A 7092-nucleotide genomic window follows, 5' to 3' on the forward strand; every position below is an offset into this window, starting at 1 on the left:
GCGGCGGCCACGGCGACGTACCTGATGGCCGTCGGGCACGACGGTGGGTCTTGGGTGGGCTACGGGCTGGCCGGGGTCATCATCGCGGGGATGCCGGTGGTGGAATGGCTGCACGTCCGCCAGCTGCGCCGCCTGGCTGACGGGCGCTAGCCGCTCGCCTCGCGACACTTAAGCGTGTGCGACGACACGCCGAAACGGGTCGCAGCCAGTTAAGCCTCGTGGAGCCTGTCGGCGCGATGTGACGTCTTTCGTTTGTGGACGAGGTATTCAGGGGCAGCGAGGCGCTGCGCCGGGGGACGCTGAGCCCGTATCAACTGAGGACCCGGTTCCGCGCGATCTATCCCGACGTATACGTGCCGGATCACGTGGCACCGTCGCTCGGATTGCGTTCTCGCGCGGCGTGGCTGTGGTCGGACCGCCGCGGCGTCGTGGCCGGGCTTGCGGCGGCGGCGCTGCACGGCGCGAAGTGGATCGACGACGACGAGCCCGTCGAATTGATTTGGCGCAACCCGCATTCCCCGATCGGTGTGATCACCCGCAATCGACGCATCGAGCCGGACGAGGTCACTCGTGTCACCGGGCTGCCGGTAACTACCCTCGCGAGGACGGCGTTCGACCTGGCGCGGGAACTCCCCACCGCAGAGGCCGTGGCGCGACTCGACGCGCTGATGCGCGCGACCCCATTCGCCGTAGAGGACGTGTTGCTCCTCGCCAAGCGGCATCCGCGCGCCCGGGGCCTACGCCGGCTGCGCGCGGCGGTTCCACTCGTCGATCCCGGGGCTGCGTCGCCGAGAGAGACGTGGCTGCGTCTGCTGTTGATCGATGCCGGCCTGCCCGTTCCCACCACGCAGATACCGGTGCACGAAAACTGGGGACTGGTGGCCGTGCTGGATATGGGTTGGGAGAACTACAAGGTGGCGGCCGAATATGACGGCGACCAACATCGCACCGACCGTCGCCAGTATGTCCGAGACCAGGCGCGGCTGCGCAAGCTTGCAGAGCTTGGCTGGATCGTCGTCCGGGTGATCGCTGAGGACAAACCCGAACACGTCGTGCATCGCGTTCGGGCCGCGTTGGCCCGCCGAGGACACCGCGAAACTTAAACCACCGCTACGGTTTTCGGCGTGTCGTGTGCGTGGTGTAAGTGTCGCGGAACGCTAGTGCTCGCCGTTGGTGGAGCCGTTGGAGCCGTTGATGCTCTCCTGGTATTCGCGCAGCGCGGTGAGGGAGCGTTGCTCCCCGGTGTGTGCCGCCTCGCGCAGCGCGGCGTCCTCGGACGCCGGATCGGCGAACAAGAAGCTGCCGCTGCCCGGTGTGCCGGCGGAGCCCAGCTTGTTCATCCGCTTGGGCACCGCCGCGCCCTCGTACTCCAGCGGGATCGCGTGGCCGTGGGCATCGACCGGTCCGAGCGGCTGATGCAGCTCGATGTAGGCACCGTGCGGCAGCCGCTTGATGATGCCCGTCTCGACGCCGTGCGCGAGCACGTCGCGGTCACTGCGCTGCAGACCGATGCACCACCGATAGGTGATGAAGTAGACGAACGGCGGCAGGATCACCATGCCGATGCGCCCGATCCACGTCGTCGCGTTCAGCGAGATGTGGAACTTGAACGCGATGATGTCGTTCATCGCGGCCAGGGTGAGCACCATGTAGAAGGAGATCGCCATGGCCCCGATCGAGGTGCGCACCGGAACGTCACGCGGCCGCTGCAGCAAATTGTGGTGCGCGTAGTCGCCGGAGAACCGCTTCTCCAGGAACGGGTAGATGATCAGCAGGATGAACACCGCGCCCATGATCAGCGCGACCCAGACCGGGGCGGGAATGGTGTGGTGCCAGAAGTAGAACTCCCAGGGCGGCCAGATGCGGGCCAGGCCCTCCGTCCACATCATGTAGAAGTCGGGCTGGGAGCCCGCGGAGACCTGAGATGGCTTGTAGGGACCCAGGTTCCAGATCGGGTTGATCTGTAGCAGGCCACCCATCAGGCCCAGCACGCCGACGATGGCCGCGAAGAACGCGCCGGACTTCACCGCGAAGATCGGCATCACCCGCACGCCGACGACGTTGTGTTCGGTGCGGCCGGGGCCGGGGAACTGGGTGTGCTTCTGGAACCACACCAGCGCCAGGTGAAGACCGATCAGGGCCAGGATGATCCCCGGCAGCAGCAAAATGTGCAGCGCGTAGAGCCGGGGGATCAGGATGGTGCCGGGGAAGTCGCCGCCGAACAGCGCCCAGTGCAGCCAGGTGCCGATCACCGGCATGCCCAGCGTGATCGACGACAGCGCGGCGCGCAGGCCGATGCCCGACAGCAGGTCGTCGGGCAGCGAGTAGCCGAAGTAGCCCTCGAACATCGACAGGATCAGCAACAGCGAGCCGATCACCCAGTTGGCCTCGCGGGGACGGCGGAACGCTCCGGTGAAGAAGATGCGCGCGAGGTGCACCATGATCGCCCCCGAGAACATCAGGGCGGCCCAGTGGTGGATCTGGCGGACGAACAGGCCGCCGCGGACCTCGAACGAGATGTTCAGGGCCGATTCGTAGGCGCGCGACATCTCGACGCCGCGCAGCGGCTGGTAGGTGCCGTTGTAGGTGACGTCGACCATGGACGGGTCGAAGAACAGCGTCAGGTACACGCCGGTGATCAGCAGGACGATGAAGCTGTACAACGCGATCTCGCCCAGCAGGAACGACCAGTGGGTGGGGAAGACCTTGTTGAGCTGCCTGCGCACCGCCGCCGACGGGTGATAGCGCGTGTCGATGTCCTCGCCTTGGCGGGCCAGGACGTCACCGATCTTCGGGGGACTCAGTTTGGGACTCATGTTGTCGTCCTCTCCCAGAATGCCGGACCGACGGGCTCGATGAAGTCGCCGTTGGCGACCAGATACCCGTTGGAGTCAATGGTGATTGGCAGTTGTGCCAACGCACGCGCGGCGGGGCCGAATATCGGCTTGGCGAAATGCAGTGCGTCGAACTGCGACTGGTGGCACGGGCACAGGATTCGGTAGGACTGCTCCTCGTACAGCGACGCGGGGCAGCCCAGGTGCGAGCACACCTTGGTGTAGGCGAAGAATTCGCCCCAGTTGAAGCTCTCCTGACCCTGACGCTTGACCATCCGTGGCATGTCGGTCGGTCGAATGCGGATGAGCATCACCGGGTTTCGGACACCCATCTGGATCGCGGTCAGCTTCTCATGCGACTCGGGGGTGGTGCCGTCGCCGTCGGACTCGCGCCACGGGAAGACGGTCTCCATGCCGCCGGCGTCCATGTCCTCGGGGCGCATCTTGACGAATGGCGCTCCCGAATGCGAACCGGTGGCCCGCGCCAGGAAGATGGTCTCGCCGTGGTAGCGCGGGGTCCAGCCCGACGTCCACAGCGCGGCCTTCATGCCGTCGGCGGTGGGCACGACGGGCTTCCACGGGTTCTTGATCAGGCCGCCGGCAAACGCGACCAGGGTGCCCAGGCCGAACGCGCCCAGCCCCATGCCCAGCGACAGCCCGACGAGCTTGCGCCGGCCGATCGTCGAACCCTGGTAGGCGTCGCCCAGGTTCGCCACGACCGTCTTGCGGTCGATCTCGCGCGAGGCGCCGTCGTGGCGATCCTGAATCGAGATCTCTTCCGGGATAAACCTTTTCTGGTAGAGCACAGCGCCGATTGCGATGCAGAGGATGGACATCCCGAAGGTGAAGCCGTACAGCGGGGTGGCCAGGTCGTACAGGAAGCTGCCCGAGGCCTCCTTGGGCCGGTATTCCCACGGCCAGAACAGGAAGACCACCAGCAGCGCCAGCCCGAATCCGCCACCCAGCAAAAGCCAACGCGCCACGGAGCGCTCGGCGCGCTTCTCGGCCTTGGTGCCCTCGACGGGCCAGCGCGGCTCCTTGAAGACGGTCTCGACGCCGTCGAGCCTGCCGCCCAGCGCCACGAGTTCCTGCTGCGACATCGCGGCCAGCGCCGCCTCGTCGGGCTCCCGGCCCACCGGGTCTTTATCGGTGTCGCTCATGATGCTCGCGTCCCAATCCACAGTGCCAACCCGATGGCTGCCACCATCCCGATGATCCAGAAGGCCATGCCCTCGGGTGCGGGTCCGAATCCGCCGAGGCCATAGCCGCCCGGCTGCCGTTCTTCGCTGACCGCTTTGACGTAGCCGATGATGTCCTTCTTGGCGTCGAAGGACAGCTGGCGGTCGGAGAACTTCGGCATGTTCTGCGGGCCGGTCAGCATCGCGGTCAGGATCTGCTGCTCGCTGGCGGGACCCAGGTCGGGGGCGTACTTACCGGACGACAGCGCGCCGCCCTTGCCGGTGAAGTTGTGGCACGACGAGCAGTTCAGCCGGAACAGGTCGCCGCCGCGGCCCAGGTCCTCGCCGCGCAGCGAGTGCATCGCGAGGCTGCCGTCGGGGTTGCGCACGACGGTGGGTCCGCCGCCGTTGGCCTGCACGTAAGCACCGATCGCGTCGATCTGAGCCTCGTCGAAGATTGGCTCCTTGCGTGGCGCCTGCGCCTCGCCGCGCATCGCGGGCATCCGGCCGGTGGACACCTGGAAGTAGACGGCCGCCTCGCCGACGCCGACCAGGCTCGGCCCGTGGTCGACCACGCCCTGCAGGTTGGCGCCGTGGCAGGACACGCAGGACGTCTCGAACAGCTGCTTGCCGGTGCGCAGCAGCGCCGACGACGACTCGTCGGCGACGGCCACCTGCGGGGTGGGGGTCAGCACGGCCGCCAGGCCGCCGGCGATGGTCAGCGCGATCAGCAGCAGCAAGCCCCCCGACAGCCGGCGCCGCAGGCGCCGGCGCGAGCGATCACGCTGCCCTTTTCGCGACGGACTCCGCCGCGCACCGTTTCGGGTAGACCCCAGTTTCTTCAACCGAGCACTCCTGTCCGTCTAGGTCTAGCGCCGGCTCATCGGATGAAATAGATCACGGTGAACAGCGCGATCCACACGATGTCGACGAAATGCCAGTAGTAGGAGACGACGATGCTGGCCGTCGCCTGCGCGGGGGTGAACTTGCTCATCGCGGTGCGGGCCAGCAGGAAAATGAAGGCGATCAAGCCGCCCGTCACGTGGAGGCCGTGGAAGCCGGTGGCCAGGTAGAAGACGGTGCCGTAGGCGCTGCCGGGGATGGTCGTCCCGTGCGACATCAGGTGGTAGTACTCGTAGCCCTGGCCGAGGACGAAGAACAGGCCCATCAGGAACGTGATCACATACCAGCGGCGCAGGCCGAACACGTCGCCGCGTTCGGCCGCGAACACGCCCATCTGACACGTGAACGACGACGCGATCAGCACGAGCGTCACCGGCACGGCCTGGTAGAGGTTCAACTCGGTGGGCGGCGGCGGCCACTTCCCGCCGGCCTGTGCCCGCGCCGTGAAATACATCGCGAACAGGCCAGCAAAGAACATGAGTTCGCTGGAAAGCCAAACTATGGTGCCGACGGCCACCATGTTGGGCCGATTCAGCGAATGCACTCGCGACGTGATCGCAGTACCCGAGGTCCCCACAGCGCTGGTCACATCCGCAAGTATGACGCTTTGTAGTTGTCGAACTCTACCCGGGTCGGAAATTTCGCGAATCGGCGTTTCCGGCGCCCCGAGCGGCCTCCCGCCCGGCAACGATTGGGGACGCGGTGATCCTCGTGGGACCATCGGCGCGTGCCCGCGTCATCCGAACCCGCTGAGACCCCCGGTGAGCCGCCGTCGTGGTCCCGGGTCCTCGGCCGCCTGACGGGCGGGCAGGACCTGGCGCGGGGCCAGGCCGGCTGGGCGATGGACCAGGTCATGTCCGGCGACGCGAGCCCCGCCCAGATTGCCGCCTTCGCGGTGGCGATGACGATGAAGGTCCCGACCGCCGCCGAGGTGAGCGAGCTGGCCGACGTCATGCTCAGCCACGCCCGCTCGTTGCCCGCCGCGGGAATTCCCGACGACGCGGTCGACATCGTGGGCACCGGGGGCGACGGCGTCAACACCGTCAACCTGTCCACGATGGCGTCGATCGTGGTGGCCGCCGCCGGGGTGCCGGTGGTCAAGCACGGCAACCGGGCGGCGTCGTCGCTGTCCGGGGGCGCCGACACGCTGGAGGCGCTCGGGGTGCGCATCGACGCAGAACCCGACGAGGTCGCGCGCAGCGTCGCCGAAGTCGGGATCGGGTTCTGCTTCGCGCCGTTGTTTCACCCGTCCTACCGGCACACCTCCGGCGTGCGCCGCGAGATCGGGGTGCCGACGGTGTTCAATCTCCTTGGGCCCCTTACCAATCCGGCCAGACCGCGGGCGGGTTTGATCGGCTGCGCGTTCGCCGACCTCGCCGAGGTGATGGCCGGGGTCTTCGCGTCGCGCCGGTCCAGCGTGCTGGTGGTGCACGGCGACGACGGCCTCGACGAGCTGACCACCACCACCACGAGCACGATCTGGCGGGTGCAGGCGGGCACGGTGGACCGGCTGACGTTCGACCCGGCCGGGTTCGGGTTCGACCGCGCCGAGCTGCGCGAGCTGGTGGGTGGCGACGCCCAGGCCAACGCCGCCGAGGCGCGTGCGGTGCTGGGCGGGGCCAAGGGCCCGGTCCGCGACGCCGTCGTGCTCAACGCCGCCGGGGCGATCGTCGCCCACGCCGGCCTATCCAGCCGCGCCGAATGGTTGCCGGCCTGGGAGGACGGGCTGCGGCGGGCCTGCACGGCCATCGACTCCGGGGCGGCCGAACAGCTGCTCGCGCGATGGGTGCGGTTCGGTCAGCAGCTCTGATTCGATCTGCGCCAGATCCTGTTGGGAGGCAATCCGCGCCGAGCGGGCCAGCGCGGCCCACGCCGACCAGGCGCCGGCCGCCCGCAGGGGTGAGGCCCATCCGTCGTCGGTGACGCCCGAAACCCGCACGATGCGCACCCCGGGCGCGGCCAGCCAGCGCGCGATGAGCGCCGTCTCCTCCACCAGCGCGCCGCCGAGCGGGGCCGCCGCGCACAGGATCGCCTGTGCGCCAGCGTGAATCGCGTCGATCACCGGCATCGGCGGCACCCCGCGCCTGGCCGTGCCGGCCGCCGCGAGCTGCCCGTAGCGAACGACGGCCAGGTGGTAGCCGCCCTGGCCGTCGGGCGCGGCGGCGATCAGCTCGGGC

Annotated in this window: 7 protein-coding genes; 3 read left to right on the forward strand and 4 right to left on the reverse strand. The window is 68.2% G+C overall.

The window, feature by feature from the left end; translation table 11 throughout:
- Positions 1 to 150: DUF2561 family protein (locus N415_RS31745; protein ID WP_152531614.1), on the forward strand; the 150-nt coding region annotated here is incomplete at its 5' end.
- A 104-nt stretch (positions 151 to 254) separates the two neighbouring features.
- Complete coding sequence (locus N415_RS27650; RefSeq protein ID WP_068188646.1) at positions 255 to 1103, forward strand: hypothetical protein; 849 nt, start codon at positions 255 to 257, stop codon at positions 1101 to 1103.
- Between the two features lie 54 nt (positions 1104 to 1157).
- Here N415_RS27650 and N415_RS27655 read toward each other — a convergent pair whose 3' ends face one another.
- From N415_RS27655 to N415_RS27670, 4 genes are read right to left on the reverse strand one after another with little or no spacing between them, the layout of a single operon-like run.
- Complete coding sequence (locus N415_RS27655; protein ID WP_068188649.1) at positions 1158 to 2816, reverse strand: cytochrome bc complex cytochrome b subunit; 1659 nt, start codon at positions 2814 to 2816, stop codon at positions 1158 to 1160.
- Positions 2813 to 3994: a ubiquinol-cytochrome c reductase iron-sulfur subunit gene (locus N415_RS27660; RefSeq protein ID WP_068188653.1), complete on the reverse strand. Its 1182-nt coding sequence runs from the start codon at positions 3992 to 3994 to the stop codon at positions 2813 to 2815. Before N415_RS27660 ends, N415_RS27655 begins: the two co-directional genes overlap by 4 nt.
- On the reverse strand, positions 3991 to 4857 hold the full coding sequence (locus tag N415_RS27665; protein WP_081665562.1) for a c-type cytochrome: 867 nt from the start codon (positions 4855 to 4857) through the stop codon (positions 3991 to 3993). Before N415_RS27665 ends, N415_RS27660 begins: the two co-directional genes overlap by 4 nt.
- A 35-nt stretch (positions 4858 to 4892) precedes the next feature.
- The gene (locus N415_RS27670) at positions 4893 to 5504 is read right to left on the reverse strand and encodes a heme-copper oxidase subunit III (protein ID WP_066913412.1); all 612 of its coding nucleotides are present in this window, start codon (positions 5502 to 5504) and stop codon (positions 4893 to 4895) included.
- 138 nt (positions 5505 to 5642) lie between these two features.
- Here N415_RS27670 and trpD point away from each other — a divergent pair, with 138 nt between their 5' ends.
- A complete protein-coding gene (gene trpD, locus N415_RS27675) occupies positions 5643 to 6725 on the forward strand; it encodes an anthranilate phosphoribosyltransferase (protein WP_068188655.1) in 1083 nt (360 codons plus the stop codon).
- Positions 6726 to 7092 lie beyond the last annotated feature (367 nt).

The organism is Mycobacterium sp. UM_CSW (genome assembly GCF_000455205.1).
GTDB lineage: Bacteria > Actinomycetota > Actinomycetes > Mycobacteriales > Mycobacteriaceae > Mycobacterium.